Raw genomic sequence first — 25,908 nt, forward strand, 5'->3', positions numbered from 1 at the left:
CCGCCCTTCGCCCCAAGCCCCATAGTCAGATTTGAGAAATGACAGTAGGCGATGCCGCAACGCGCTTCATCGACCTATGTAAAACGACTCCTTTATCGAAATAGTGCACTCATCGCTCTCCACGGCGATCCCTTCATCGCGAATTGCACCGCCCAAGACGATCTGCACTGAAATCAATACTTTCTGATGCCTCTTGATTAGAGATGCCAGCCATAATCATCTCATCGCCAACGCATACGGCGTTCGGCAGCCAACACACTCTCACTCACTACTGGAAGCTCAGACATGAAAACCATAGGCATTGAAAACTCGAAGTCCAGCGTACAGGCCCACTTAACGCTTGGAACCAAAACTATGGGGCTAGGTATCTATGGCGCGTACTTGGCTCTCGCTATTATTTACTTCTGGTTCGGCGGCATGAAATTTACCCACTACGAGGCCGAGGGCCTGGTTCCACTGGTGAGCAACAGCCCGCTTTTGGGATGGGTGTATAGCATTTTTTCGGTCGACATGTTCTCCAGCCTGCTCGGCATACTAGAGATTTCGATCGGCACTCTGATCGCAGGCCGCATGCTGTCGCCCAAACTATCCGTGGTAGGAGGCGCTCTGTCTGCAGGCCTGTTCTTCACAACCCTTAGCTTTATGTTTTCCACTCCGGGCGTCATTGAGCCTAGTTTAGGGTTTCCGGCGATTTCCGTTGCGCCAGGTCAGTTTCTGCTTAAAGACTTAGGGTTGCTTGCTGTTTCGATATTTGTGGCAGGCCATTCGCTGGTTGAACTGGAAAAACGTAAAATTAATGCATAATTTTTTCAATGGCTTAAGGCAGTAATGCCTTAGGCCTTTTTGCCATCATTTTCCCCCGCCAGATCTTTCAACCAGTCACGAGGGCTCAACCCCGTCTTGCGTCTAAATGCGCGAGACAGCGCCGAAGGACTTTCGTAGCCGACTTGAGCTGCAATCAGCGTAATCGAGCGCCCTTCTCGCATCAGCTTCTGAGCCAGGCTAACTCGCCAACTCAACAAATAATCAGCAGGCGTCTGTCCGATGACACTCTTGAAATGCACGGCATACGCAGCGCGTGACATATTTGACTCACTGGCCAGCTCTGCTATTGACCAGGCATGTTCCGGGGAGTTGTGCATCTGTAAAAGCGATCGGGCAAGCCGCATGTCGGCCAGTCCAGCCATCATTCCGGTGCGCAACTGGTGATGATCGAGCAGGTAACGGAGCAACAGAATGATTAGGAGCTCAAATAAGCGCTCAAGCGCGGCTTCCCTTCCACAATGCACATTTGCCGCCTCGGCAAACATCCACTCCAACGTGTCTGCCAGCATGGGCAGATCATCGAGTGCGAGCACCAAACAGTCCGGTAATGAAGCCGACAAAGGATTATCAATTCCGCCCTCAAACTCCATGGAAGCACACAACAACTTTGCGCCATCGGACTCACCCGCAAACAATTGATGCTTGGCGGGGCGTGGCATAAAAATCAAGCTAGGGCGAGTGAGCTGCAAATCCTTGCGATCGGGACCAAGCAACGTCACGCTGCCGGCCTGAAGCAGATGGATATAACCTCGCCGCTCGGCGCCATCGTAAGATGCAGAGCCGCATAGGTCGCCGTCATAGAACAGATTGGCCCGCACGCCGAACCGCGAGAGCAAATTAGACAAACGATCCATTGGCCGATCCTTGACGAGTCAGAACGCACAGACCATACCATCTGCGTTGTCGTTCAGTGCCTGTAGCGAACATGCCGGCGTAAATCAGCCAACGGATAAAGTGATCACTGAGCAGCTCAGCCTCCCTTTCCAGTTCGGCTGTTAAAAAAACAACACCGTTGTTTGAAAGCACCAGCAAATCAAGTGCTCACTCTTCTATTTTACGGGGTTGTACGCCGGAATCCCAGAAATTTCCGTCAGCCCAGCTCCAGTCCCGCCACGAGCGCATCCAGGTCGATGAACTTGCCGTCAGTCTGGAAGGTGTAATGCCCGTTCAGCAGGATGTGCCGCCAGGCCGCTGGCGACATCTGCGTGATCAACGCCAGCGCCTTGGCATTGCCAGCTGCCTCGTACTTCGTCAGCAGCAGGGACAGGATCGCCGAGTTGTAGAAGATGATCGCGTTGCCGATCAGCCTGGCGCACTGGTTGCTGATCTCGATTTCGATGTCGGTGCGGCCGGTCAATTCCTTCTTCCCACCGACTTGGGCGATGGTCGAGCGTAGCTGGTGATAGGACTCAATGCGGTTCTGCGAGCGGTGAACATTACGCTCCAGTTGCGGGTCGCGCAGGTAGCGCAGTGTGTAGATACTGCGGATGAGCTTGTCGAACTCGAAGATTGCGCGCCGCGTCGGGTTCGGCGCCGTATAGGTGCACAGCTTGCGGATCAGCGTGCCCTGCGTCATTTCCTTCAGGCCCAGTGTGGCGACGATTCGGTCGATGTTCGCCTTCTCACCGACGATGAGTTGCCGGTCGATCTGGCCAGCCGGCCGGATCAGGCATTTCTCGTACAATGCCAGATCATCGGCGCAATACAGCTCCTGCAACTGGTCGTCGAGGTCGGTGAAGCGCGGCTCGAAACGAAGTCCGAACCAGTGCAGGATGGCGAAGTTGGCCTTGTTGATGCTGTGCATGTCGCCGGTGATCGCGCTCGGCACGATGTCCGACGTGTTGCGGTACCAGATGTCGAACACGTGGTGAGCCTCGTACTCGTGTGCGCCTATCAGGTAGCCGTTCAACGGCACGTGATTGCACAGCAGCGTGTAGGCGACGACGCCCTTGCCGCGGCCGAAATATTTGCGCGAGTAGCGCGCCTTCACAGTTGGTCGCTCGACGCCGAATTTCTGCCCATCAACGGCACCGTACAACGAATCGAGGTCGAACGAGTAATGCGGGAAGATCGGCAGTGCGGCGATGGCGTTGCTGATGCAATCGTTGGCCACATGTAGCGTCGCCTGGCGCAGGTACTGCTGGTAGGTACTCTCCAGGACGTGGTACGGGATGTCGCTGGTACGTGCCATAACCTGGTTGCCGTGGTTCATGGCTTGGGCAATGATCACCGCCATCAGACTGTCGGCGTCGGCTACCTTCTTCGCATAGCGTGGCTGCAATGGTGTCAGCGCCGACAGGAACTGGCACTGGCCGTTGACGAAGCGAAACACGTCGGCGACATCGCAGTATGGCAGTTGCTCGTAGAGAGCTTGCTCGCGCGCCTTCTGGTTCTCCCCCTTGGGCTTGCGCCAGGTCAGTCTCTGCGTGTCCTTGTCGTATTCCAGGTGCGTCAGCTTGCCCTGTTTCAGCTCGCGATTGAACGCCACCCATTGCGCACGCAACTCGGTCGCCAGTGCATCGAGCTGGGCACTGACCGGCTGCCGCAGGAAGGGGATGTCCATCTGCGCGAGCACGGCGGCTTTCTCGTCCATCGAAACCAACTCGTCGGACAAATGCCGGTGCTGCAAGCTATCGTCAATGTAGAGCTCGCCCGCCTGGAAGCGTTTCCTGACCTGACGGTAAAGCCAGAATTCGTAACGATCGGCATGCAGGCCTGTCGGCGTGCCTTCGGCATCGAACATTAGCAGGTACGGACGCAAGCGTTTCGGCAGCGTTGCCGCCGGACATTCGTCGAGTGGCCGTTGTGATAGGCGCTGCTGCTTGGCGAACACGCTCTTGGCCCAAGTCAGCGCCGCGAGCCATGGGTTATCGGGGGCCGTGCCGGCGAAGTCGAGCGCGACGTACAGCGGCCGTAGATGGCGTCGAATGCGTTCGGCCAGGCCGTCCACCGCCTGCCAGTGCAGCGCCAGTTTGTTCAGTGGCTTGACGCTCATGCGCTGCGCCGTGTTTTGCAGCAATTCCCTGGACATGATTTTGTAGGCGCGTTGGCGCACCTCGCCGAACGGCGTCGGATCGGCCACGCTGTCGTCCACGTACAGCGACAGCAGGCGGCCAACCTGCGGCGTTTCCTGATGGCGTCGCAGCTGTTCGGCGACAAAGGACTGTTTCGCACCCGTGCGGCTCTCGTCCTCAAGTTTTTTCATGTGGAAGGCCATCGCGTCGACCAGGTTGTCGGTGAGCTGCCGGTAACGTACCCAGGCATAGCACAGCAGGTAGAGCCGGGTCTGCTCCGCCTTCAGGTGGCGCAGGTCATGGACGGTATAGAAGTTCGCCAGGCTCGCGTAGTACAGCAGGTTCTGCTGCGAGATGCCGAGCTTGGGCAGCAGCGCCTTGGCGATCCCGTGCAAGGACTTCAGCGTGGCGCGCTTCTCGCGCTCCCCTGCCATCTGACGCCAGCCGAAATCTTTAGCGTCCTGCTTGAGCGCTGCCAGTTGAGACAGGGTGTCGTCACGCACCAGGAGCTGGCCCAGCGCAGCTTTGGCCGATTCGTCCAACACTTCTGCCAGCAAGCCGCCCAAGCGCCTGCGTTCGGTGGACAGGGCTTCACTGACCAGCTCTTGTAAGGTGGTGTGGCCGGGCCGGATGATTTTGTGCTCGCTGAGCCAAACGATCAGTTCGGCGGCCACGAATCCTGGCATTACGTCGCGCCGCACGATCTGTTCAGCCTGCTGTGCCAGTTGCGGCAGGAAGCTAGCCGCCCACGACCGGTAGCCGAACAGTTCGGCGATCTGACCCCTCTGGCTGTAGTGCTCATGCTTGGTGATCGCCTTGCGTTCGAACGCTTCGCCGTGGAAATAGCGACTCAGCACGAAGGCGCAATCGTCCTCGACCTCATGCCAATCGAAGCGGAAGAAAGCATGCTTGGCCTTGAAGTAGCCGATCTGCAAGACGCAATAGACTTGGGCCTGCAGGCTAGGCCGGCTGCTGGCGAACGCCAGTTCAGATTCGGCCAACGCCAGGTATTCCAGCCGCTGAGCATCGTCGAAGTCCGGTAGGCCGTACAAGGCTTCCTGCTCTGCGTCAGAAAAGACGGTGAGTAGCTTATTCTTGTTGCTCATCGACCGTCCTTCCCGCACCACGCCAACCTGCTCGCGTCAATGTTTCGATCAACGTAGTGCGCTTGACATTGAAGTTGCGGCACACCGCCGCCTTAGACATGCCGCCATCGAGCGCGGCGACGATGGCGTCCAGCTTCTCACCAGTGATCGCCTGCGGCCGGCCGCCGATCCGGCCGCGTTTGCGTGCGGCGGCCAAGCCCGCGACGACGCGCTCCTGAATCAAGGCGCGCTCGTACTGCGCGAGCGCACCGAACACCTGGAACAGGAATTCGCCCGAGGGCGTCGTAGTGTCCAGGTTCTCTGTCAGCGAGCGGAACGCCACCCGCTTGTCCTTGAGCGAAGTCACAATGGCGAGCAGGTGCGACAGCGAGCGACCGAGCCGGTCGAGTTTCCACACCACCAGCACATCGCCGGCTCGAACGAACTCAAGCGCCCGCGCCAAGCCGGCACGGTCATCCTTCGCGCCAGAGGCACGATCCTCAAACAGGTGACGCGGATCGACGCCGGCGGCGAGCAGCGCGTCGCGCTGCAAGTCCGTGCTCTGGCGGTCGGAGTCCGACGACACGCGCATGTAGCCAACCAACATAGGCGGATAACCATCAAAAACAGGTTTCCGCATAATAGTGAATAGCGATAGAGTTTTCCGTACATTTTTGAGGGGGTGTTGCACAGGTAGCACAGCGGCGGCTGACAGCCTGTCGCAAAACAAATGTTTTACGACACCTCCTTGAGGTTGCCGCGTTTACATCATTACCTGAACAGGTATAAAATTCCGTCATGACAAACAAAGAAAAACCGCTCGAATGGATCGCGAGCAGCCACAAGGATTTGATGGCGTTGCCGTCCGACGTGCGTCGCCGTTTCGGTTACGCGCTCTCGTTGGCGCAGATAGGCGATCAGGATGACGCAGCAAAGGTGCTCAAGGGGTTCGGTGGTGCCGGCGTGCTGGAGGTCGTCGAAGACGATGCCGGCGGCACCTATCGAGCGGTATACACGGTCAAGTTTGCGGAAGCGGTGTTCGTCCTGCACTGCTTCCAGAAGAAGAGCAAGAGCGGAATCGCCACGCCAAAGGCCGACATGGACATCATCCGCGCTCGGCTGAAGGTGGCCGAGGTATTGGCACAGGAGCTACGAAATGCAAAAACGAATTATTGAAGGCGTCGAGGTTCAGCGCAGCTCGGGCAACGTCTTTGCCGACCTTGGACTGCCTGACGCTGAAAAGCTCAAGATCAAGACCGGCCTGGTGGTCGAGATCAGGAGGGCCATGCGCGCCCTTGGGCTGACTCAACAAGCGGCGGCCAAACGCATGGGCATCCCGCAACCGAAGGTGTCGGGCATGATGCGCGGCGACTTCACCAATCTATCCGAACGCAAGCTGATGGATTGTCTGAATCGCCTCGGCTACGACATCGAAATCAAGGTACGGCCAGCAGCCGAGCCGATCGGGCATCTAACGCTCGCAACCGCTTAATCGGAGCTCTCCTGATGGCAGCCCGCATCACCGACGACGAATGGGACGAACTGACTCCCGAGAATTTCGATACCACGGCACTGCTGCGTGCAGTCGATGCCGTGGACGTGCTGCGCGGCGATTTGAATGACAGCGCAGACGGCGCACCTCCGCAACTGCGCACCGACCTGTTGAAGCTGCATCAACTGGCAATGGCCGCGTTCAACGAGGGATCACGCAGCCGAGTGGCTGAGCTATTTGATCTCGCCGTGGATCTTCAGGATCAGGTTGATCATCTGATGACCTCGCTGGAACAAGTGCAAGAAACCCTGTCCCGGTTGACGGCGCTCTACCCAGAAAGCCTGTCCTGAATGTTCTTGGAGACAACCACATCATGAGCCGCAGCCGCCGCAAAACGCCCATCGTTGGGCACACGACCTGCCGTAGCGAGCGCGAGGACAAGAAACTCTGGCATCAGCGCTGGCGAACTCACGAGCGCACCGCGCTGGCCAGCGCGTCGCCGGAAGCTCTATGCGCCCATCTGCCTCTACTGGAAAACCAGGTCAGCAACGTCTGGTCGATGGGTAAGGATGGCCGCTCCTACTGGCCCATCAAGCGCCAGGCCGCCACGGCGGATCGCATTGCCAACCACAAGGGACGCAATCCGCAAGAGCGCGCCTCCCTGAAAAAGCGTCTGCTGCGCAAGTGGATGAGCAAATGAACCTGTCCACCATCGAGGCGCTGGCTATCGCTTGGGCGCGAATCGCTGAAGAAGCAGAACTCCCAGCCGGCTACGAGGGCACGGCGACGCCAGAGGCGCATCGGGCCTGCGAGGTGATCCAGGAGCGGATTCGAGAGCACGTCGTCGCCACCAATGACATGCGGCTGTTCGGCCTGCTGCACCTGCTTGGGCAGGCGTCGCTGCGCATGGAGCAAGCGCTGTGGCCGGAAGAATATGCGCGGATGACCCGCGAGGTCGAGGAAGCTCTCCGAGAGGCCGACGACCCCAACGCCAAGTCGTACACCCACGAAGAAGTCATGCAGGCGATGCAGGAACGCATCGACCGAGCGCGAGACAAAGCCATGTTGATCGGCTGACGGAAATTTCGGCGGTTCCGGCTGATCCAAGAATCTTGGCGTGACCTTACCTCCGCTCTACCGCTGGGTGCCAGCCTCGGCGCACGCCTAACCACCCAACTCAGAAAGGAAAATAAGTTGGTAAAACGCATTCCCGTATCCGAGCTTCGTCTCGGCATGTACATCCACAAGCTCGCCGGCTCTTGGGTTCGACACCCATTCTGGCGCGGCAGCTTCCTGCTGACCGAGCCTCAGGATCTCTCTGCCATTCGAGAATGTGGCGTCGGGGAGGTCTGGTCGACTTGGCCAAAAGCCAAGTCGACCCAGAGAGCCCAGAGAGCCCAGAGAGCCCAGAGAGCCCAGAGAGCCCAGAGCCCAGAGCCCAGAGCCCAGAGCCCAGAGAATTGTCGGAGGAGCAATCTCTGCCGTCTAGTCCACTAAGCAAGAAAAGTGACGGCGCAACCTCAATGGAGAGCGAAATGTGTTATGCACGGAAACTCTGTCTTGCGGCCAAGTCCCAAGTCATGGACATGTTCCAGGAAGCCCGGCTTGGCAAGGCCGTCGACCCAAGCACGACGTTGCCGCTGGTCGGAGAAATCGCTGCCTCGGTGCTGCGCCAACCTCATGCCCTCATCAGCGTCGCACGCATCAAAACGCACGACGATTACACCTACCTGCACTCGGTTGCCGTCTGCGCCCTGATGCTATCGCTGGCCCGGCATCTCGATCTAGACGAGGAGCAAACGCGCCTGGCTGGCATCGGCGGACTGATGCACGACCTAGGCAAGGCCGCGATGCCGCTGGAAGTGCTTAACAAACCAGGCAAGCTCACCGATGCCGAGTTCGCCATCATGAAGCGCCACCCTGTGGAGGGCGCAAAGATGCTGCGCGCAGGCGGGGCCGAGCCCGGGGTGGTGGACATTGCCCTGCACCATCACGAGAAGATCGACGGAACCGGCTACCCGGATCGCTTGGCCGGTGACGCCATTTCACTCCTGGCCCGCATGGGCGCAATCTGCGACGTCTATGATGCCGTGACGTCGGAGCGAGCCTACAAAAAGCCGTGGGACCCGTCCGCGGCGATGCGGCAGATGGCCAAGTGGGAGGGCCATTTCGACAAACGCATCTTCCACGCCTTCGTCAAGGCCGTGGGCATCTACCCCGTCGGCTCCTTGGTTCGCCTGTCCTCTCAGCGTCTGGCCGTTGTCGTTGAGCCGGGAATGGAATCACTGCTGACTCCCAAGGTTCGCGTGTTCTTCTCGCTACGCTCGAGAGAGCCGATCCCGATGCAGACCATCGACCTGGCGGCCACGAGTTGCAAGGACAGTATCACTGGCCCCGAAGACCCGACGCTCTGGAACTTCAAGAACCTCGACGACTTGTGGATGGAATAGCCCCCACAAAACGACGGCCCCGTGAGGGAGCCGTTGAACATCGTCGAGCGATGCCCGTCCAGGGAGGGATGGCCGAGCTCGATTCTCCAGAAGGTAGCTGGTGACACGAGTGTTGAGCCCACCCAACTAGGGTGACGGAAATTTCTGGGGTTCCGGCTTACATCCCCTATTTGCGCGGTTTTGAAGTGATCGGCAAACGCTATTGGGCACAGACCAGCAGCCGCTACGGGCAGCTGACGTTCTTTACCGGGTTGGCGTCCGATGGTGAGGCGTGGGTCGGCTACACGCGCCGCGTGGGCTGGACCACCATCAACCGGTTTTCCAGTTCGGGTGGCGCCAGCGCCAAGTTCACGTGCAGCCGTATAACCGGCTGTTAGACCTGGCCGCTCTTCTGTTCCTGAACCCAGGCCATGTAGCTGTTCATCGGCGGGTTCTTCTCGAAGTATTTTTTCAGGCCGTCGAACAGGCCATCCGCTACGGCTTGTTGATGACGCGCCGTCACCAGCCGCTGGGCGTCCTGGGTGTTGGAGATAAACCCGGTTTCCACCAGGATCGACGGCACGTCGGGTGATTTGAGTACCGCAAACCCGGCTTGCTCCACGCGCTTCTGGTGCAGCGTGGTGATGTTTTGCAGGCTGCCCAACACCGAGCTGCCCAGTTGCAGGCTGGAGGCGATGGTGGCGTTCATCGACATATCGAGAATCACCCCAGCCAGCATCGGGTCCTTGTCCTTGAGGTTGAGCAAGGTGGTAGCGCCCAGCAGGTCGGCGCCGTTTTCGCGCTGCGCCATGAAGCGCGCAGTGGCGGAGGTGGCGCCGCCTTCCGACAACGCATACACCGAAGCGCCCGATGCGGTGAGGCGTGGCGCGGCGTCGGCATGCACCGAGATAAACATATCGGCCTTGTGCTGACGGGCGATGTCCACGCGCTTGCGCAGCGGCACGAAAAAGTCATCGTTGCGCACCAACTTCACGTCAAAGCCCTTCTCGCGCTTCAAGCGTTTGGCCAGCAGTTGGGCGATGGACAGCACCACGTCTTTTTCGCGCTGGCCCTTGGAGCCGATGGCGCCAGGGTCTTTGCCGCCGTGGCCGGGGTCGACCACCACAATGATGTCGCGCTTGGGGTGCGCTTTATCTACTGGAGCCACCAGCGGCGCCGGCTCCGCAGCAATCTGGCGCGGCGCGTGGGTAGCGTTGGTCAGGTCGAGCACCAGCCGATGGCCTTGGCCATCCTGTGGCGGCAATAAAAAGCTGTTGAGCTGCATCGGCGAGGCCAGGTCCAGAACGATGCGCGTATCGCTCTTGCCGAAATGCCCCGAACGAATCGACGTAATCCCACTGTTCTTCAGCGCCAACTGCGAAAAATCACCACTGAGCCCGGCGCCGCTCAAGTCGATGATCACGCGCTCCGGCGACGTCAGGGAGAAGGTCTTGTACTGCACCGGGCCGCTGAGGTCGAACACCAGCCGCAGTTTGTCGTCGGAGCGCCACAAGCGCGCATTACGAATCTGTGTGGCGAACGCCCCCAATGGAAAGGTGAACAGAGGGCTGACCAGCAGCAGATTGAGAAGCTGACGTCTGTGCATGAAAAACACCGCAAATAAAGGAGCGTCCCTGCTCGACATGACTGAAGAAAGACTGGAACAGAAAAATCATCGTCGACTTAATAGTTATAATATAACATGTCTTTTTATTTCCAACGATGGACCTGCTCATGAACGCGCTGACTCTGCCGGATATCGCCGCGCAGGCATCACGGCAAGCCTTGCCACTCGACTGGGTGGGCATGTGCGGCATCGCCCTGCCAATCCTCATCGACGGCCAACGCCTGGCTGCCACCGCCGATGCTGGCGTAAGCCTGGACGATGGCGAGGCCCGTGGCATTCATATGTCGCGCCTCTACCTGGCTTTGGAAATGCTCGACCAGCAGCTTCTTACACCTGCACTTCTGCGTAATGTACTGCAGCGTTTTCTCGAGAGTCATGAAGGATTATCTAAGAACGCCTACTTGCGTATTCACACGGATTTGTTACTCAAACGCCCGGCCTTGGTCAGCCCGCTGGCCGGTTGGAAAGGCTACCCGGTGTGCATCGAAGCGCGTCTGGAAAACCAGATGTTCCACGTGGAACTAAAAATTGACGTTACTTATTCCTCAACCTGCCCTTGCTCAGCTGCGCTCGCCAGGCAGTTGATTCAGCAGCAATTTCTCCAAGACTTCGGCAACACGCCGTTGCAGCACGAAGACGTATTGACCTGGCTCGGCAGCGCCAACGGCATCGTCGCCACACCTCACAGCCAGCGCAGCAGCGCCCAACTGTCGATCCAACTGGACGCCAGCCAGAACACGCTGCCGCTCACAGACCTGATCGACACAGTCGAAGCCGCCCTCTGCACCGCCGTGCAAACCGCAGTAAAACGTGCGGACGAACAAGCCTTCGCCTTGGCCAATGGGCAGAACCTGATGTTCTGCGAAGACGCCGCCCGCCGCCTGAACCTCGCCTTGAAACGCTCGGATGCCGTCAAAGCCTTCCACCTGAAAGTGATCCACGCCGAAAGCCTGCACGCGCACGATGCCGTGGCTGAAAGCCGCTGGACGAGAGACTCTGCATGATCACCTGCAACGCTTTGCGCTGGGGCGCACCCGGGCAACCGCTCACCCCTGCGCTGGATTTGTGCCTGGAAAAAGGCAGCCTCACCGGCATCATTGGCGCCAACGGCACGGGTAAGAGCAGCCTGCTCAAAGTCATCGCTGGGCTGCAAAAGCCGTTGGCGGGCAACGTCAGCCTGGATGTTCCACGCCGTGGCGGCTTGTCGTTCCTGCCGCAGCAGCAACACCTGGACCGGCAGTTTCCGATTAGCCTGCAAGAGTTGGTGGCTGCCGGATTCTGGGGCACCAAACTCACCCCGGAACAACGCAGCCAGCGCCTGCAAGCCGTGTTGGAAGACTGGTGCCTCAGCGGCCTGGAGCATCGACCGTTGATGGCTTTGTCTGGCGGCGAACTGCAACGCGCGCTGCTGGCACGCATGAGCCTGGCTGAAGCGCCGGTGCTGCTACTCGATGAGCCTCACGCCGCCCTCGACGAAGAAGGCCAGGCGCTGTGTTGGAAACATGTACACGCCTGGCACGATGAAGGCCGCACGGTGGTGATCGTGTGTCACGACCTCGCCTCCGTGCGCCACCACACTCAGCAAGTAGTGCAAATCAAAAGCTCTGGCTGCGTATTTGGCCCCAGTAAAGAACTGATCCGCCCGCAACCTCAAATGCAGGTGGCCTGATGCACTTCGCCGCCCACTTGTGGATGCCGTTTCAAGATTTCGTTTTCATGCGCCGCGCCCTCATCGGCGGGCTGGTGCTTGCGTGCAGCACCGCGCCGTTGGGCGTGTTTTTGATTCTGCGGCGCATGAGCCTGATCGGTGACGCCGTTGCCCACGGCATCCTGCCCGGCGCCGCACTCGGCTTCTGGTTCGCCGGCATCAGCCTGCCTGCACTGACCATCGGCGGCCTCGGCGCTGGGCTGAGCATGGCCGGATTGTCGGCGTGGATCACCCGCCGCACCGGCCTGCGCGAAGACGCCAGCCTCGCGGCCATCTACCCCATCTCGCTCGCCGCGGGTGTGCTGATCCTGGGCATCGCCGGCAAGCGCCTGGACCTCTTGCACCTGCTGTTCGGCTCCGCCCTGGCGGTGGATGAAACCACCCTCACCGGCATGCTCTGGGTCTCGGGTTTCAGCCTGATCGCCATGGGGCTGATCTACAAACCGCTGCTGCTGGACACCCTTGACCCGCTGTTCCTGCAAACCGTCAGCCGCCTCGGCCCACTCGCCCACGGGTTATTCCTGACCCTGGTGGTGCTGAACCTGGTGATCGGCTTCCAGGCCATCGGCGCGTTGATGGTGGTGGGGTTGATGATGTTGCCGGCGATTGCTTCACGCTTCTGGAGCCGGCGCTTGCCGGTGTTGATTGCGGTATCGGCGGTGCTGGGATGCCTGTCGGTGTGGTTTGGTTTGCTGCTGTCGTTCTACTACTCACTGCCCAGCGGCCCGGCCATCGTGCTGGTGGCTGGCGGCGGGTATCTGCTGTCCGTGGTTTTCGGCCCGGTGCACGGCTTGCTGCGCCGCCCGCCCTCTCTTACATCCCAATGAGGTGTTTCCCGATGCGCGCTTTACTCGTGCTGTTCAGTCTTCTGCTGCCCTTGTCGATGGCCCAGGCCGCCGACAAACTCCAAGTGGTCACCAGCTTCAGTATTCTCGATGACATCACCCACCAGATCGGTGGCGACCACATCCAGATCAGCAACATGGTCGGCCCGGACTCCGACGCCCACACCTATGAGCCGACGCCGGACGATGCCAAGGCGCTGCTCAAGGCCAAGGTCATCATCAAAAACGGCCTGGGCTTCGAGCCATGGTTGGACCGCCTGGTCACCAGCACCGAAACCAAAGCCACGGTGGTCACCGCCAGCAAGGGCGTGATCTCCCACACCATGGAAGAAGACGGCGAAACCATCCCGGACCCGCACGCCTGGCACAACCTGGCCAACGCCGAAATCTATGTGAACAACATCACCAAGGCACTGGTGGCGGCCGACCCGGCCAACAAGGCTGACTATCTGCGTAACAGCCAGACCTACCTGAAAGAAATCTACCGTTTGCTGGCCGAAGCCAAGACCAAGTTCGGCGCGCTGCCAGCCGGTAACCGTCGCATCGTCACCTCCCATGATGCCTTTGGTTACCTGGGCCAAGCCTACGGTATCCAGTTCCTGGCACCGCAAGGGCTGTCGACCGAACGCGAACCTTCGGCTGCCGAAGTCGCTGCGCTGATCACCCAGATCCGCAAGGACAAGGTCAAAGCCGTGTTCATGGAAAACATCAAGGACTCGCGCCTGCTCAAGCAGATCGCTGACGAAAGCGGCGCGCAGATCGGCGGCACGCTGTACTCCGACGCCCTCGCCGCCGAAGGCCCGGCCAGCACTTTTACCGGGCTGTTCGAGTACAACCTCAACACCTTGTGCGCCGCCCTGAGCAAGCCATGACACTGAGCATGCTCGACCTGGAAGAGGCTGCCCTTGGCAGCCGCTTTCCACTCGAACCCGTGCTCGATGCCCTGCCGTGGAACAGCGATGGCCTGATTGCAGCCATCGCCCAGCAACACGGCAGCGGCGAGGTGCTGATGCTGGCCTGGATGAATCGCCAGGCCCTCAGCGAAACCCTGGCCAGCGGGCACGTCTGCTACTGGTCACGCTCGCGCCAGCAACTGTGGCGCAAAGGCGAAAGCTCTGGCCATTGGCAACAGTTGATTGAGGCACGCCTGGATTGTGATGGCGATGCCGTGCTGTTGATCGTCGACCAACAAGGCCCGGCCTGCCACACCGGGCGGCCGACTTGCTTCTACAACGCCATCGATGGCAACCACGTCCACATCATCACGGAGCCTGTTGCATGATCCGCAAGAACCCTTCCGGCGATCTGCCGGTGATTGCCGAGTCGGCCTACGTCGACAAGACCGCGATCATCTGCGGCAAGGTCATCATTGGCGAGAACGTGTTCGTCGGCCCCTACGCCGTGATCCGCGCCGACGAAGTCGACGCCACCGGCGACATGGACCCCATCACCATCGGCGCCAACTCCAACATTCAGGACGGCGTGGTGATCCACTCCAAATCCGGTGCGGCGGTAACGATTGGAGAGTTCACGTCTATCGCGCATCGCTCCATCGTCCACGGCCCCTGCACCGTCGGCGACCGCGTTTTCATCGGTTTCAACAGCGTGCTGTTCAACTGCGCCGTCGGCGACGGCTGCGTGGTGCGCCACAACTCGGTGGTCGACGGCCGCGACTTGCCCGCCGCCTTCTACGTGCCCTCCACCACCCGCATCGGCCCCAATACCGACCTATCGCAATTCCCGCCGGTGAGTGTCAGCGCCTCGGAGTTTTCCGAAGACGTCGCGCGTACCAACGTCGACCTTGTGCGTGGTTACAAAGCCCTGCAAAACGAGTTCTGAGCCATGAGCCGCCTGCTGATCCGCAACGCCCGCCTGGTCAATGAAGGCCAGGAATTCGACGCCGATGTGCTGGTCGCCAACGGCCGCATCGAAAAGATCGCCGGCAGCCTTGAAGGCTACAACGAGCCAGTGGAAATCGACGCCCAAGGCCAATGGCTGCTGCCAGGCATGATCGACGACCAGGTACACTTTCGCGAACCTGGCGCGCCGGACAAAGGCAGCTTCTACAGCGAATCCCGCGCAGCAGTGGCCGGTGGCATCACCAGTTTCATGGACATGCCCAACACCAGCCCGGCCACGCTGAACCTGGAAGCACTGGCCGATAAAAAGCGCCGCGCCGCGTTGCACTCGGTGGCCAACTACGGCTTTCACTTTGGCGTGAGCAACGACAACCTCGATGTCGTTGCCGCCCTCGACCCACGTGAAGTGGCCGGGGTCAAAGTGTTCATGGGCGCCTCCACCGGCAATATGCTGGTGGACGACCCACGGATTCTGGAGCGGCTGTTTGCGCAAGTGCCGACCATCCTGCTGGCCCACTGCGAACACACGCCGAGCATCCTGGCCAACGAGCAACGTCTGCGTGAGCGTTTCGGCGAGCAGATTCCTGCGGTCGCCCACCCGCTGATTCGCGATGCCGAAGCCTGTTATCGCTCGTCGTCCTTTGCCGTGGAGTTGGCCAAGCGTCATGGCACGCGCCTGCATGTACTGCACCTGACCAGCGCCCGCGAACTGGCGTTGTTCGAAGACACGCCGTTGGCCGAGAAGCGCATCACCGCCGAAGTCTGCCTGCACCACTTGCTGTTCGATGACCGTGACTATCATCGCCTCGGCCACCAGATCAAATGCAACCCGGCGATCAAGACCCGCGCCGACCGCGACGCGCTGCGCCTGGCCTTGTTGAGTGATCGTCTGGATGTGATCGGCACCGACCATGCGCCGCATACCTGGGCGCAAAAACAGCTGGGCTATCGGGAAGCGCCGTCCGGGCTGCCGCTGGTGCAGCACGCGTTGCCGGCGTTATTGGAATTGGTCATCGACGGGCATTTGCCCCTGACCACGCTGGTGGCAAAAACCAGTCACCGGGTGGCCGATTTATTCGCCATCCCAGACCGTGGTTACTTGCGCGAAGGCTATTGGGCCGACCTGGTGCTGATCAAACCCGAGCCCGAAGGCAAACCGGTGAGCAGCCAGCCGATCCTCGCCCGCTGCGGTTGGACACCCTTTGCCGAACGCAGCTTCCGCCACAGCGTGAGCACCACGCTGGTGTCTGGCCACCTGGCGTGGCACAACGGCCAGGTGGTCGACAGCTGCCAGGGCTTGCCTTTGCATTTTCTGCGCTGACCGACGCAAGCGGGCTTGCCCTAATGCCATTCAGTTAAGAAGGCTGAAGGGTAAAAAGTAACCTGTGGCGAGGGAGCTTGCTCCCGTTGGACTGCGTAGCAGTCCCATGCTTTTAAAGCAAAGAGCAGGGGCCTGTTCGCGGCCCAGCGGGAGCAAGCTCCCTCGCCACAGAGAAGGTGGCAACCTTCAATCGTTGTGCACCTGTGCCGCGATCAAGCCAACTCCCACAGTTTAAGCGCGGGGTTTAACCGTACCGCAATCGTTGCCCAGCCACTGGGCGTGGGTGTCCAGGCTGCCCTTCTGCTGGACGCCGGTGGCGTTGAAAGTACCGTTTACCGTGGTGGTAAATTCCTGCTGGCTCTGAAAAGTTGCGACGCCCGTGCCCTGGGCTTTCGGGCAGCTGAAGCGGAATTTCCATTGGTTGCCGGTCTTGTCGGTCACTTCCTGCTTGCAGCCCGATTGCGGGTCGGTCAGCGGGATCGAATCGGAGGCAACTTGAGCAGGCGTCAGGCATACCTGCACGCCTTTACCGGCCATGGTGATGCCCTGCTTTTCCAGCATGGCACGCTGCTCCGGGGTCATCTGTTGCTTGAGTTGACCGAGGATCAGCGACAGGTCCGGCAAGTCCTGGTTATCGACTTTCATATTGCTGGTGGTCAATTCCCACAAGCCCGGCGCCAGCATCTGCGCCTGAGCCGCCACGGGCAGCGTCAATCCAACAACCATGGCCAAATCAAGCAGACGAGCATTCATCGGGTAACTCCTGGGTAATTGTGGGCGTTAGACGCCGCAAAGCCGCCAGTGTTGCACGGCAAATAAAATAGCGACATTCGCCGTGGAACATGGTCTGTTAGGCACTCGATTGCCTGGAGTTACGTCGTTCATGGATTTTTTTGGCCCGCACCTGCTTGCCTACTTCATTGCCACGCTGCACTTTCTCGGGACGCTGGCCGCGATCCACGCGGTGCTGACGGTCAGGACCGCCCAAGGCTCGATCGCCTGGGCCTTATCGCTGATGTTCATGCCTTACCTGACGCTGATCCCGTACCTGATCTTCGGCCGCAGCACCTTCGACGCGTACATCCAGGCACGTCGCCAGGCCAACCAGGAAATGCACACCGCCATCACCGAGCTGAACTGGCGCCCATGGGTCGACGAAGCCCTGGCCGCGCGCAACTCCAGCGCCTACGGTTCCTTGCGCGCCATGCCCAAACTGGGACGCATGCCGTGCCTGGCCAATAATGAAGTGCGTTTGCTGATCAATGGTGAGGCCACTTTCAGCGCGATCTTCGACGCCATTCGCAATGCCAAAACTGCGGTGTTGTTCCAGTTTTTTATCATTCATGACGACGAGCTTGGCAGGCAGCTGCATGCGTTGCTGAAGGAAAAAGCTGCTGAAGGTGTAGACATTCACGTGCTCTACGACCGCATCGGCAGCCACGCCCTGCCCCACCGTTATGTGCAATCGCTGCGCGACGCCGGAGTCAAAGTCAAAGCGTTCGCCACCCGTAGCGGTTGGCTAAACCGTTTCCAGGTCAACTTTCGCAACCATCGCAAAATCGTGGTGGTCGACGGCATTACCGGGTTTGTCGGCGGGCACAACGTCGGCGATGAATACCTGGGCAAAAAGCCGCCGTTGGCACCGTGGCGCGACACCCATGTACAGGTCACCGGCCCGGTGGTGGCGTGCCTGCAGGAGTCGTTTGCCGAAGACTGGTTCTGGGCGGCGCGCGAGCTGCCGCCGCTGATTTTGCCGGACACTTACCCCGAAGACGGCGTGCTTTGCCAATTGCTCGCCAGCGGCCCGGCTGATCCGTACGAAACCTGCTCGCTGTTTTTTGTCGAAGCCATTCATGCGGCGACCGAACGGGTGTGGATCACCAGCCCGTATTTCGTGCCCGATGAGGCGGTGTTCTCGGCCTTGCGCCTGGCCGTGCTACGCGGCGTCGACGTGCGCCTGTTACTGCCATCGCGCCCTGACCATCGCATCGTCTACGCGGCGTCCAGCCTTTATGCGATCGAAGCGGTACGCGCAGGCGTGCGGGTGTTCCGCTACAAGCCAGGCTTTTTGCATCAGAAGGTGGTGTTGGTGGACAGCGAAATCAGCGCCATCGGCAGCGCGAACATGGACAACCGTTCATTCCGGCTGAATTTTGAGGTGATGTTGCTGACGGTGGACGAGACGTTTGCCAGCGAGGTGGAACACATGCTGCTGGACGACTTCGCCTTGGCCCATGAAGTCAGCCAGGAAGAAAGCCGCGAGACCCGTCGGCTGCAACAACTGGGCATGCGGGTGGCGCGGCTTATTTCACCGATTCTCTAACCCACAACACAATACAACTGTGGGAGCTGGCTTGCCTGCGATGGCGGTGTGTCAGGCAACTGCCCAGTCCTGATAAACCGCCATCGCAGGCAAGCCAGCTCCCACTGTTTTAGATCTTCGGTGCGTCTGAATCAGCGGTAAATATCTTCCCGCGTCCACGGCAGTTCATGGCTGCCATCGACGTGAGGCTTCACCGCCAATATCTGGTGCAAGTTGATCCAGCCCCGCGCAAACGCATACGCGCAACCGGCCAGGTACAGCCGCCAGATCCGCAATGCCTGCTCCGGCACCATCTTCGCCGCCGCTTCGAGGTTGTCTTCCAGGCGCTCGCTCCAGTGGTCCAGAGTGCGCGCGTAGTGCAGGCGCAGGCTTTCGACGTCGACCACTTCCAGCCCGACTTCACTGATTTCGGCGGTCATCATCGCCAGGTGCGGCAGCTCGCCGTTGGGGAATACATAACGCTCGATAAACTCCCCGGCACCACGGCCCACAGGTCGGCCATCGGTGTGCTTGGCGGTAATGCCGTGGTTCATCACCAGGCCGCCCTCGCGCACCGCGCCAAACAGCGTCTTGCAATACTCCGCCAGGTTGGCGTGGCCGACGTGTTCGAACATACCCACGCTCACCACTTTGTCGAAACGGCCATCTTGCGGCAGGTCGCGGTAATCGAGCAGTTGCAGGTCCACCCGATCCTCCAGGCCTTCGGCTTTCACCCGTTCACGGGCGAGCGCCAGCTGCTCCTTGCTCAAGGTGATACCAAACACTTTGACCCCAAATTCGCGCGCCGCAAACCGCGCCAGGCCGCCCCAGCCACAGCCTACGTCAAGCAAATACTCACCCGGTTGCAGCCGCAACTTGCGGCACAGGTGGCGAAATTTGTCTTGTTGGGCCTGGTCGATGGATTCGCTGCCGGTTTCGAAATACCCGCAGGAATACGCCATGTCCTGGTCCAGCCAAAGCTGGTAGAACTCGTTGGACAGGTCGTAATGGTAGGAAATGGCCGCTGCGTCAGTAGCCTTGTCGTGGATCGAGCGCACCGGACGACTCCCCTCGTCGTCTTCGATCAGGGCGTGACTCAATTCGTCACATACCCGGATGACCTCGGCGATGGAGCCTTCCAGCTCCAACTTGCCCTCAACGAAGGCTTCGCCCAAAGCATCAAGCGTTGGATGGGTCAGCTTGGACACGACCGTGGGGTCCTTCACCACGATGGTCACACTGGGCTCGGGGCCCAAGTTGAATTCATGGCCGTCCCAGAGTCGAAGACGCAGCGGTAGCTGAAGATTCTGTAAGGCCGGTGGAAGTTGCGCGAGCATGAGTAGTCCCCCCTTGTTTCAGACGTCTGGAGTGAGGGTAGACCATCCGAAGACAAAGTAGGAGGCTATCGATTTGATAGGCCTCCTCTATGGGGCTCGGCGCTCGAGCAAACCATCCTGGATCCACTGTTTCAGCCATGTCACTGCTTGCAGTGGCGCACCCTCTGCATAAGTGACTACCAGCGCTTCGCACAGTTCTGAAAAATTCCAACCGGTGGTCACCATGCCCGCCAAGGCACAGGCTTCAGCTGGCTCCAGGCTGCGGTAATGGCATACGTTCTGGTGGCGCCATACCAGGCAAATCTGCGCCAGCTCCAGCGCGTGGCTGTCGGGAAACTGCGACTCATCCTTGCTCGCCCGCCAAATGGCCACGGTATTGAAGTGACAAAGCATCTGCTGCACCGACGGCGCCAGGGTGACCTGCAATGCCGGCCATTCTTCGGGCGCCAGTTGCCCCATGGCGTACAGGCTTAGCGGCTCACCCTGCGGCGCATCAAACGCCAGGGTAAACGCCCACTCCAACCGCCCCAATTCAGCCAGTGGCGCGCTCTGCTCAGCCACCAAGTGCTCGACTATAAACGCCGGGAACCGCTCACCCAACCAACGCAGGCTGTAATGGGCGGACGGATAACGGCGCAAATAGGCTTCTGTCAGTGATGCGAACTCATCATCGCCGAGCCAATACCAAATGGCACCGAAGTCATGGCGCAGTACTTCCTGCAAGCGCGACAGGTAGGCGTTGTGATAAATCGCCAGGCCCGTGTCCACATCCAGGGTCGGCCCGCCGAGCAAAGTCGCGGCGAAGCCGCTGTTGGCGGCTGAATTTTCAGATAACAGGTGTTGCTCAAAGGCCAATTGCCAATCGGTCAGGCGCATAACGACCTCCTGGCCAAGGCGGTCGCAGCCAATTCACGGGCCTTGCTCAACTCGGTGAGCAGCTCTTCGAACGGTGGGAAATGGTCATCGCGTTCCAGCAAGGTCGAGACCGGCCCCAGGTGCTCAAGCGTCTGTTGATAAAGCGCCCATACCGGATCGCACACCGGATGGTCATGGGTATCGACCACATAGTCACCGTAGTCCATATGCCCGGCCAAATGCAGCTGGCGGATGCTCTCGGGCGGCAGGCTGCGGATAAACGTCCAGGCATCAAACCCGTGGTTGCGCGAGCTGACATACACGTTGTTTACGTCCAGCAACAGTTGGCACCCGGTGAGATGGGCCAGGGCATTGAGGAATTCCCACTCGGTGAACTCATCGGCCTTGGAGCGCACATAGCTGGAGACGTTTTCCAGCACCAGTGGGCGTTGCAACACATCCTGCACTTGGCGCACGCGGCCTGCCACGTGGTAAAGGCTTTCTTCGGTGTAAGGCAGCGGCAGCAAGTCGTGCAACTGATGGGCACTGCCACGGCTCCAGCACAGGTGATCGGAGATCCACGCGGGCTGAATGCGCTCGGCAAGCTGTTTGATTTGTTTCAGGTAATCGCTATCGAGGGCATGCGGCCCACCGATGGACAGGGACACACCGTGCATCACCAGGGGATAACGCTCGGCTATCGCGTCCAGGTAGTACAAGGCTTTACCGCCCTGGACCAGATAATTCTCGGAGATCACTTCGAACCAATCCACGGCCGGCGACTGTTCAAGGATCTGCTGGTAGTACTCACTGCGTAAACCCAGGCCGTAACCCAGACTTGTAAGGGAAGCGGACATCAGACACTCCTGGGCAAAGTGCCCGCAGCGGCGGGGGGCGTCCGCTGCGGTTGCACCCGTTGCCGGTTATTCGCCGACTTTGCCGCCAGCCTTCATGCAGGCATCAGCAGAAGGCTTGGCGAGGAAGCCCTGGCCTTTGCAAGAACCTTGACCTTTGCACGCGTGGTCTTTGGTTTTGCAATCGTTCTGGCCTTTGCAAGCGTTGATGCCGTAGCAGTGCACAGCGGTGTCAGCGGCTTGAGCCTGAGTGACAACACCAGCAAACATGGTAGCAGCGGCCATTGCGAGGGCGGCACCAGCAGCAGCGGATTTGAAGTTCATTTTTGTATTCCTCATGATCGGTAGTGGAATCGGTCTGAACGGATTGTTCAGTCTCGACATACCACTAGAGTGAGGTCCATCACCGGCGTTACAGCTGTGTGCAAATATTTCTGAAAATTATTCATCCAGCTTCAAAAGCGGCTCCTGGAAGCGTAGCAAACGCCCGGCATTGCCCAATACCAACAGGGTGCTGAGATTGTGCAACACCGCCGCGATCATGGCCCCGGCAGCGCCCAGCCAACCAAATGCAGCGAACACCACGATGGCCAGCGTCCAGCCCAGGCCGATGATCACGTTGACCTGCAACGTATGTCGGCACTGACGGCTCAAGCGCACACAGGTGCCGAGGCGACGCAGATCGCTGCCGATCAACACCACGTCCGCCGATGCCAGAGCGATGTCCGCCCCGCCCGCGCCCATGGCCACGCCGACCACGCCCGCTTTGAGTGCCAAAGAGTCGTTGATCCCGTCACCCACTACCATCGGCCGGAAACCACTGCTGATTTCTCCCAACACGCGGTTGAGCTTATCTTCCGGCAAGGCCTGCGCCTCGACATCGCTGATGCCTACGTCGAGCGCCAGGCTGTCGGCCACGCTTTGGCGGTCGCCGGTTAACAGCAACTGGCGACCCAGGCCGAGGTCGCGCAGCTCCTGCAGCGCTTGGCGTGCTTCCGGCTTCACGCTGTCAGCCAGCAACAACCAGGCAAGGAACTGCCCGTTCAACGCCAGCCCGGCAATCGGTCCGTCATGGTTAGGCACCGCCGTTGTGACGATACCCAGTTGCTCGAACAACTCCGGCCGCCCCAGCGCCGCCTCGCCCTGTTCGGTTTGCGCCACAACGCCAAGGCCCTGGCGTTCGCGGATGTCCGTCAGTACCAACATCTGTTCCTGCGTGGCCAACCTCGCCAGCGCACGGCTGACCGGGTGGCTGCTGGCCGAACCGAGGCTGGCGGCAAGACTCAACAACACCTGCCGATCCGGCGCCTTGGTTTCGATGGACTGCAAGCGCAGCGTGCCGAAGGTGAGCGTGCCGGTCTTGTCGACCACCAACGAGGTCAGGTCCGCCAACTCCTCCAGAAACGCCGAGCTGCGAATCAAAATCCCGTGGCGCGCCGCCACCGCAATCCCGGCAATCGCCGTGGCCGGCGCCGACAGCACCAAGGCACACGGGCATGCCGCCACCAAGACCGCCAACATTGCCTGGGCGTCATTGGTGACAAACCAGGTCACCGCCGCCAGCAGCAATACCAGCACCATATAGCTACCGGCGTAACGCTCCAGCAACCGCGTGATCGGTGGCTTGGAGCGCTCGGCGTTCTGCATCAGCGCAATGACCTTGCCCAAGGTCGATTCATTGCCGGTGCGGGTCACTTGCAAGCGCAGCAACCCATCCAGGTTGATCGCACCACCAAACACCTGCACACCGACACTGGCTTCCAACGGCACCGATTCCCCCGTGATGGGCGCCGTGTCCAGGCTCGCCTGGCCCGACAGCACCACACCGTCGGCGGGCACGCGATCACCGGCGCGCACTTCGACAATATCGCCGGTGTTCAGCGTGCCGTTATCCACTTCAATAATGCTGCCATCGGCCTGCAGCAACCGCGCATGGCTGCGGGTCAGTTTGCCCAAGGCGTGAATCGCTTCCTGGGAGCCGATCACGCTGCGCTCTTCCAGCACATGGCCGAAGATCATGATGATCGGCAACAACGCGGCGGTCAGCAGATCACCGGTGGCCCAGGCACCCAGCATCGCCAGGGCGATCAATTGGTCAGTGATGCCGTGCAGGCTTGGGTAACGCAGGCTGTACCAGGCCGAGCGCATCACTGGCACGGCCACCAGCAAGGAGGCGACGCCCAGCAGCAATTGGCTGACACCGGTCTGGTCCGGCGCCAGCCAGCGCCAGACCAGGCCCAGCACAAGTAAACCCAGAGCCAGCATGGCCAGGGTTAATTGCCGGGCAGCGCTGCGCTGCTCGGCGGAGGTCAACATGGGTGCGCTCATTGCTCGGCTCCCTGAATGATCAAGCGGGAGTCGTCTTTAGGGTCGACGGTGGTGACAGAACCGGCCTGGCCAAGAATCTTCGGCAAGCGCTCGCGATAAAGACGCAGCAACAAGCCCGGGTCGTTAACCTGCGCCAGGCTGGCGACAGTCGCGGTTTGCGCCTGGGCGTTGGCCAAGCGTTCGCTGGCCTGGGCGTGGGCAACCTGCACCAGCCGATCGGCTTCCTGGTTAGCGGTCTGGGTGAGTTTTTCCGCGTCGGTGCGCGCATTGGCCACGGCTTTGTCAGCCTGCTGGCTGGCCGTCAGCACGGCGTTGAATGCATTGACGGCCGGGCCCGGAAGGCTTGATTGCACGTCGACGCGGGTGACTTCGATGCCCAAGCCCAACCCCGTCGAAGCCAGCTGCGCCAGGCGTTTATTGATGCCTTGCACCAGATCACCGCGCAGCCGTTCACGGCGTTCGGCGGCGCCGTTGTCGGTGCCGATCAGTTCAGGGCGCGCCACCAGAATCGTGTCCAGGTCGCGCGCGGCGGTCAGGGCCACCGCGCTGCGCGTCACCAGCCGATCCAGGGCGGGCAGCACATGCTCGCCCTGCAACACAAAGGCGTAAGGCTCGGTGACCTTATAGAACACCCGCACATCCAGCTGCACCACACCGGCATCGCCCGTCAGCAAATAGCCGGAACCGGCCAGCGCATCGCTCAACGGCGTGGCAAAACTGGCCACGCGGTCGGCTTGGTTCGCCGCCTCGGAGCGCAACAAGTTCTCCACGCGCCGCTCGATCACACGGTCCGCCGCGGGCAACAGCACCACTTGCTCGAAGGGCTGCGGCCACGCCAGCAACAGCCCGGCGTTCTGGATCCGGTCGAGCGCGCCAAAGTGCAAGACCACGGCGCGGTTTTGCGGGTCGATCTGGCGCACATTCGAAAACGCCCAGGCCAACGCCGCCAATACCGTCACCGCGTACAGCGCCAGGAAGGTCAGGCGCCCGGCCTGGATCCACGGGCTATCCGGGCCGTCACGCTCGCTCATGGCTGAACGTCCTTAGGCCCGTCTACCAACGCACGGAACGGCGCAGCATCGGTGCGCAGGATGATCTTGGTGCCTGGAGTGACGACGGTGCCCAAGGTATCGAGCGAACGCAGCAGGTTGTACAACTGCGGGTTGCCGGCGTAGGCACGCCCGTAAATCTGCGCCGCCTCAACCCGCGACTGGGCTTCGATATCGGCGGCTTTCACCGTGGCGTCGGCCTGCACGATGCGCGCATCACGCTCGGCAGCGGAGCGAATCTGCGCCGCTTCACGCTTGCCCACGGCGGTGCGTTCAGTGGCGATGGTTTCGCGCTCGGCGCGCATGCGGTCGACGGTGGCGGTCAGAGTGACGGAAGGTAACGTCAGGCGCTCCACACCCACTTGCGCCACGCGCACGCCATAGGTGGTGAGCAACTGTTGATCAATCTGCTGGCGCAGTTGTGCTTCAAAATCAGCAATGCGCACCTGGCTGGCGTCGGTGTTGATCAGGCTGGACAGGTCAAAACTGGCAGCGGTGGTTTCCAGCGCCGAGCCGACGAAGGTGCGAATCTGCCGCGCCGCTTCATCCGGCTGGTTCTGCACCGCTCGCATAAAGCGTTGCACATTGTCGGCATCGCCCTGCACCTGCCACGCCACGTAGGCCTGGACGATGATGCGCAGGCCATCGCGGGTGCCCACATCCTGCAAACCGCTGGAGGTGGTGCGCAGGCGCAGGTCCACCGGGATCGCCGCTTCGAACGGCGCCGGCCAGCGCCAGCCCAGGCCCGGTTCCAGCAGTACCCGCGCAGGGTTGCCAAAGCGGGTAATCACCGTGGCTTCACCGGAACGCACCTGCACCAGGCTCGCTGCTGCGACGGCAAACAGCACCAGCAACACAGCCCAAGCCATTCGCCGCCAAGGGAATGGGCCAGCGGCCTGCTCGTCACCATGGTGGTGATGGTGGTGGCCATGATGAGGGTGATGACCGTGATCGTGAGAATGAGCGCTCAACAGACAG

Annotated in this window: 26 protein-coding genes and 2 pseudogenes; 16 read left to right on the top strand and 12 right to left on the bottom strand. The window is 60.5% G+C overall.

The window, feature by feature from the left end:
• Positions 1–285 precede the first annotated feature (285 nt).
• A complete protein-coding gene (locus P5706_RS32725; RefSeq protein WP_003464991.1) occupies positions 286–804 on the top strand; it encodes a YkgB family protein in 519 nt (172 codons plus the stop codon).
• Positions 805–833: 29 nt separating this feature from the next.
• On the opposite strand, the gene P5706_RS32730 is transcribed toward P5706_RS32725, so the two are convergent.
• The 3 genes from P5706_RS32730 to P5706_RS32740 all read right to left on the bottom strand — a co-directional run bounded on the left by P5706_RS32730 (position 834) and on the right by P5706_RS32740 (position 5,531).
• Positions 834–1,679 carry an AraC family transcriptional regulator gene (locus P5706_RS32730; RefSeq protein WP_003464995.1) on the bottom strand — a complete coding sequence of 282 codons (846 nt, stop codon included), beginning with the start codon at positions 1,677–1,679 and terminating at the stop codon, positions 834–836.
• Between the two features lie 236 nt (positions 1,680–1,915).
• Positions 1,916–4,945 carry a Tn3 family transposase gene (locus P5706_RS32735; protein ID WP_024015041.1) on the bottom strand — a complete coding sequence of 1,010 codons (3,030 nt, stop codon included), beginning with the start codon at positions 4,943–4,945 and terminating at the stop codon, positions 1,916–1,918.
• Positions 4,929–5,531, bottom strand: a complete 603-nt coding sequence (locus tag P5706_RS32740) for a recombinase family protein (protein WP_010465829.1) — start codon at positions 5,529–5,531, stop codon at positions 4,929–4,931. Before P5706_RS32740 ends, P5706_RS32735 begins: the two co-directional genes overlap by 17 nt.
• Positions 5,532–5,722: 191 nt before the next feature.
• On the opposite strand from P5706_RS32740, the gene P5706_RS32745 reads away from it, so the two are divergent.
• The 7 genes and pseudogenes from P5706_RS32745 to P5706_RS32775 all read left to right on the top strand — a co-directional run.
• Positions 5,723–6,100: a type II toxin-antitoxin system RelE/ParE family toxin gene (locus P5706_RS32745; protein WP_033955292.1), complete on the top strand. Its 378-nt coding sequence runs from the start codon at positions 5,723–5,725 to the stop codon at positions 6,098–6,100.
• Complete coding sequence (locus P5706_RS32750) at positions 6,081–6,416, top strand: helix-turn-helix domain-containing protein (RefSeq protein WP_001172026.1); 336 nt, start codon at positions 6,081–6,083, stop codon at positions 6,414–6,416. The genes P5706_RS32745 and P5706_RS32750 overlap by 20 nt, the downstream gene beginning before the upstream one ends.
• Before the next feature lie 14 nt (positions 6,417–6,430).
• Positions 6,431–6,766, top strand: a complete 336-nt coding sequence (locus tag P5706_RS32755; protein ID WP_000741275.1) for a hypothetical protein — start codon at positions 6,431–6,433, stop codon at positions 6,764–6,766.
• Positions 6,767–6,789: 23 nt separating this feature from the next.
• Positions 6,790–7,116, top strand: a complete 327-nt coding sequence (locus P5706_RS32760) for a hypothetical protein (protein ID WP_000091614.1) — start codon at positions 6,790–6,792, stop codon at positions 7,114–7,116.
• Complete coding sequence (locus P5706_RS32765; protein WP_001054412.1) at positions 7,113–7,493, top strand: hypothetical protein; 381 nt, start codon at positions 7,113–7,115, stop codon at positions 7,491–7,493. The genes P5706_RS32760 and P5706_RS32765 overlap by 4 nt, the downstream gene beginning before the upstream one ends.
• Before the next feature lie 117 nt (positions 7,494–7,610).
• Positions 7,611–8,866: pseudogene (locus P5706_RS32770) on the top strand (cyclic di-GMP phosphodiesterase).
• Between the two features lie 167 nt (positions 8,867–9,033).
• Positions 9,034–9,243: pseudogene (locus P5706_RS32775) on the top strand (glutamine synthetase); the annotation flags it as partial.
• On the opposite strand, the gene P5706_RS32780 reads toward P5706_RS32775, so the two are convergent.
• The gene (locus P5706_RS32780; protein ID WP_285684624.1) at positions 9,240–10,451 is read right to left on the bottom strand and encodes an N-acetylmuramoyl-L-alanine amidase; all 1,212 of its coding nucleotides are present in this window, start codon (positions 10,449–10,451) and stop codon (positions 9,240–9,242) included. The pseudogene P5706_RS32775 and the gene P5706_RS32780 overlap by 4 nt on opposite strands.
• Positions 10,452–10,579: 128 nt before the next feature.
• On the opposite strand from P5706_RS32780, the gene folE2 reads away from it, so the two are divergent.
• The 7 genes from folE2 to P5706_RS32815 are packed head-to-tail and all read left to right on the top strand — an operon-like array spanning position 10,580 to position 16,205.
• On the top strand, positions 10,580–11,476 hold the full coding sequence (gene folE2 / locus P5706_RS32785) for a GTP cyclohydrolase FolE2 (protein WP_285684625.1): 897 nt from the start codon (positions 10,580–10,582) through the stop codon (positions 11,474–11,476).
• A complete protein-coding gene (locus P5706_RS32790; RefSeq protein WP_285684628.1) occupies positions 11,473–12,141 on the top strand; it encodes a metal ABC transporter ATP-binding protein in 669 nt (222 codons plus the stop codon). Before folE2 ends, P5706_RS32790 begins: the two co-directional genes overlap by 4 nt.
• A complete protein-coding gene (locus tag P5706_RS32795; RefSeq protein WP_186617229.1) occupies positions 12,141–13,007 on the top strand; it encodes a metal ABC transporter permease in 867 nt (288 codons plus the stop codon). The genes P5706_RS32790 and P5706_RS32795 overlap by 1 nt, the downstream gene beginning before the upstream one ends.
• Positions 13,008–13,018: 11 nt before the next feature.
• The gene (locus P5706_RS32800) at positions 13,019–13,897 is read left to right on the top strand and encodes a metal ABC transporter substrate-binding protein (RefSeq protein WP_065932043.1); all 879 of its coding nucleotides are present in this window, start codon (positions 13,019–13,021) and stop codon (positions 13,895–13,897) included.
• The gene (gene hisI, locus P5706_RS32805) at positions 13,894–14,307 is read left to right on the top strand and encodes a phosphoribosyl-AMP cyclohydrolase (protein ID WP_170036636.1); all 414 of its coding nucleotides are present in this window, start codon (positions 13,894–13,896) and stop codon (positions 14,305–14,307) included. Before P5706_RS32800 ends, hisI begins: the two co-directional genes overlap by 4 nt.
• Positions 14,304–14,864, top strand: coding sequence for a gamma carbonic anhydrase family protein (locus tag P5706_RS32810; protein ID WP_017135756.1), 561 nt, complete (start codon positions 14,304–14,306; stop codon positions 14,862–14,864). Before hisI ends, P5706_RS32810 begins: the two co-directional genes overlap by 4 nt.
• Before the next feature lie 3 nt (positions 14,865–14,867).
• Positions 14,868–16,205, top strand: a complete 1,338-nt coding sequence (locus P5706_RS32815; protein ID WP_200431038.1) for a dihydroorotase — start codon at positions 14,868–14,870, stop codon at positions 16,203–16,205.
• Between the two features lie 231 nt (positions 16,206–16,436).
• On the opposite strand, the gene P5706_RS32820 is transcribed toward P5706_RS32815, so the two are convergent.
• Positions 16,437–16,958, bottom strand: a complete 522-nt coding sequence (locus P5706_RS32820) for a DUF3617 domain-containing protein (protein ID WP_285684635.1) — start codon at positions 16,956–16,958, stop codon at positions 16,437–16,439.
• 130 nt (positions 16,959–17,088) lie between these two features.
• On the opposite strand from P5706_RS32820, the gene cls reads away from it, so the two are divergent.
• Positions 17,089–18,528, top strand: a complete 1,440-nt coding sequence (gene cls / locus P5706_RS32825; RefSeq protein ID WP_285684637.1) for a cardiolipin synthase — start codon at positions 17,089–17,091, stop codon at positions 18,526–18,528.
• Between the two features lie 131 nt (positions 18,529–18,659).
• On the opposite strand, the gene cfaB is transcribed toward cls, so the two are convergent.
• The 7 genes from cfaB to hflC all read right to left on the bottom strand — a co-directional run bounded on the left by cfaB (position 18,660) and on the right by hflC (position 25,904).
• Positions 18,660–19,844 (bottom strand): C17 cyclopropane fatty acid synthase CfaB, encoded by a 1,185-nt coding sequence (gene cfaB, locus P5706_RS32830; protein ID WP_285684639.1) that lies wholly within the window; start codon positions 19,842–19,844, stop codon positions 18,660–18,662.
• Between the two features lie 87 nt (positions 19,845–19,931).
• Positions 19,932–20,720, bottom strand: coding sequence for an HvfC/BufC N-terminal domain-containing protein (locus P5706_RS32835; protein WP_285684641.1), 789 nt, complete (start codon positions 20,718–20,720; stop codon positions 19,932–19,934).
• Entirely contained in the window at positions 20,711–21,556 is an 846-nt protein-coding gene (gene bufB, locus P5706_RS32840) for an MNIO family bufferin maturase (protein ID WP_285684643.1), read from the bottom strand. Before bufB ends, P5706_RS32835 begins: the two co-directional genes overlap by 10 nt.
• A 66-nt stretch (positions 21,557–21,622) precedes the next feature.
• Positions 21,623–21,877 carry a BufA2 family periplasmic bufferin-type metallophore gene (gene bufA2, locus P5706_RS32845; protein ID WP_200431096.1) on the bottom strand — a complete coding sequence of 85 codons (255 nt, stop codon included), beginning with the start codon at positions 21,875–21,877 and terminating at the stop codon, positions 21,623–21,625.
• A gap of 117 nt (positions 21,878–21,994) precedes the next feature.
• Complete coding sequence (locus tag P5706_RS32850; RefSeq protein ID WP_285684645.1) at positions 21,995–23,881, bottom strand: cation-translocating P-type ATPase; 1,887 nt, start codon at positions 23,879–23,881, stop codon at positions 21,995–21,997.
• Positions 23,878–24,912: a protease modulator HflK gene (hflK, locus tag P5706_RS32855; RefSeq protein ID WP_285684647.1), complete on the bottom strand. Its 1,035-nt coding sequence runs from the start codon at positions 24,910–24,912 to the stop codon at positions 23,878–23,880. Before hflK ends, P5706_RS32850 begins: the two co-directional genes overlap by 4 nt.
• Positions 24,909–25,904, bottom strand: coding sequence for a protease modulator HflC (gene hflC, locus P5706_RS32860; RefSeq protein ID WP_425272315.1), 996 nt, complete (start codon positions 25,902–25,904; stop codon positions 24,909–24,911). The genes hflK and hflC overlap by 4 nt, the downstream gene beginning before the upstream one ends.
• Positions 25,905–25,908: the final 4 nt, after the last annotated feature.

It is taken from the genome of Pseudomonas sp. ChxA (genome assembly GCF_030263855.1).
Taxonomy (GTDB): domain Bacteria; phylum Pseudomonadota; class Gammaproteobacteria; order Pseudomonadales; family Pseudomonadaceae; genus Aquipseudomonas; species Aquipseudomonas fluorescens_CB.